Here is a 1665-nt window from a genome sequence, read left to right as displayed (position 1 = left end):
CAAGCGCAGAGGCTTGCCCCTACAGCTTTTTTTCATTCATTTGGGCAAGCGCAGAGGCTTGCCCCTACAGCTTTTTTCATTTATTTGGGCAAGCGCAGAGGCTTGCCCCTACAGCTTTTTTCTAAAGGCAAGCGCAGAGGCTTGCCCCTACAGCTTTTTTTCATTTATTTGGGCAAGCGCAGAGGCTTGCCCCTACAGCTTTTTTCTAAAGTCTGTTTGATTCAACCAAGTGACAGGAAACCCCATGTCCGGGGGTGATTTCTCGAAATTGGGGTTCCTCGATTTTACAGCGTTCCTCCGCGAAGGGACAGCGGGTGTGAAACCGACAGCCGGACGGGGGAAATACGGGACTCGGAACGTCCCCAGTCAGGAAAATTCGCTCCCGTTTCGCCTCAATTTCTGGGTCGGGAATGGGCACCGCCGACAGTAGGGCTTTGGTGTAGGGGTGGAGGGGATTTTCGTAGATGGAATTGCGATCGCCGAGTTCGACAATTTGACCCAAATACATCACCGCCACCCGCGTCGAAATGTGGCGGACGACGCTCAAATCGTGGGCGATAAATAAATAGGTCAAATTGAGGCGTTTTTGGAGCGATCGCATCAAGTTCACTACCTGGGCTTGAATGGAGACATCCAAGGAGGCGATCGGTTCGTCGCAGACGAGAAAATCCGGGTTGACCGCCAAGGCGCGGGCGATCGCGATCCGCTGTCTCTGACCCCCGGAAAACTCGTGGGGATAGCGGTTGACAAACTTGGGGTTCAATCCCACCAAATCTAACAATTCACGAACTCGATTTTTCGCACTTATTCCCCTCCCCAACCCGTGAACTTCCAGCGATTCCCCGACAATCTTTCCTACCGTCATCCGGGGATTTAGGGAAGCGTAGGGATCTTGGAAAATCATCTGCATTTTGCGGCGCTTTTTCCGCAGTTCTTCTCCTTCCAAATTTGTTAGATCCACGCCCTCAAAATAAACCCGCCCCCCCGTCGGCTTTTCCAAATGTAAAATAGCCCGCCCGGTGGTACTTTTACCGCACCCCGACTCCCCCACCAAACTCAGCGTCTCCCCCCGCCGGATCTCGAAATTAAGCCCGTCCACCGCCCGCACTGCCCCCACTTGTCGCCGTCGGAACAGCCCCCCCGTCACCGGGAAATGTACCTGCAAATTCTCAATTTTTAATAGTGTCTCTGTTTGCGCTTCGGCGAGATTAGATATCGTTGTCACCATCGTTTTTTTTATATATAGCAGTGTGAAATGATTCGTGAAAATTCGATCCGGTGAAAGTCCCCAGAATTGGGGGTTTGGGGGCTAGAAAATTTTACAAATGGTTGCACATTGCTATATATAGCGTTCGACAGAACGGTTGGGACAGATATGCCAATTTTACACCCGCCTTGAAATGAATTTCAAGGCTCACAGCAAAAGTCCACTTAAGTGGACTCGTTCGGAGTAATCGTGTCCTCATATCAGATCCGGTTATTTACCCGCATAATCTCCCCAATCCACAAAGCGAGGATTTTGGCTATAAGAAAAGGGAATTCATTCCCAAGCGGGCCTGATATCCAACCCGTTTTGTTCCGGGCATTCAACCGGATTTGATATAACCCCCTTGTCAGTTGCTATATATATTAATGTTTTCGACCCCCCCAGCCCCCATCCCCCCC

Annotated in this window: 1 protein-coding gene; it reads right to left on the bottom strand. The window is 50.8% G+C overall.

All coding sequences use genetic code 11. The features are described 5' to 3' along the window. Nucleotides 1-205: 205 nt before the first annotated feature. Complete coding sequence (locus AC0QHF_RS00240) at nucleotides 206-1228, bottom strand: ABC transporter ATP-binding protein (RefSeq protein ID WP_324702186.1); 1023 nt, start codon at nucleotides 1226-1228, stop codon at nucleotides 206-208. Between the last annotated feature and the right edge of the window lie 437 nt (nucleotides 1229-1665).

This window comes from Lyngbya sp. CCY1209 (assembly GCF_055795065.1).
Note: the sequence above shows the minus strand (reverse complement) of the source record. Positions and strands in the feature narration are given on the sequence as shown.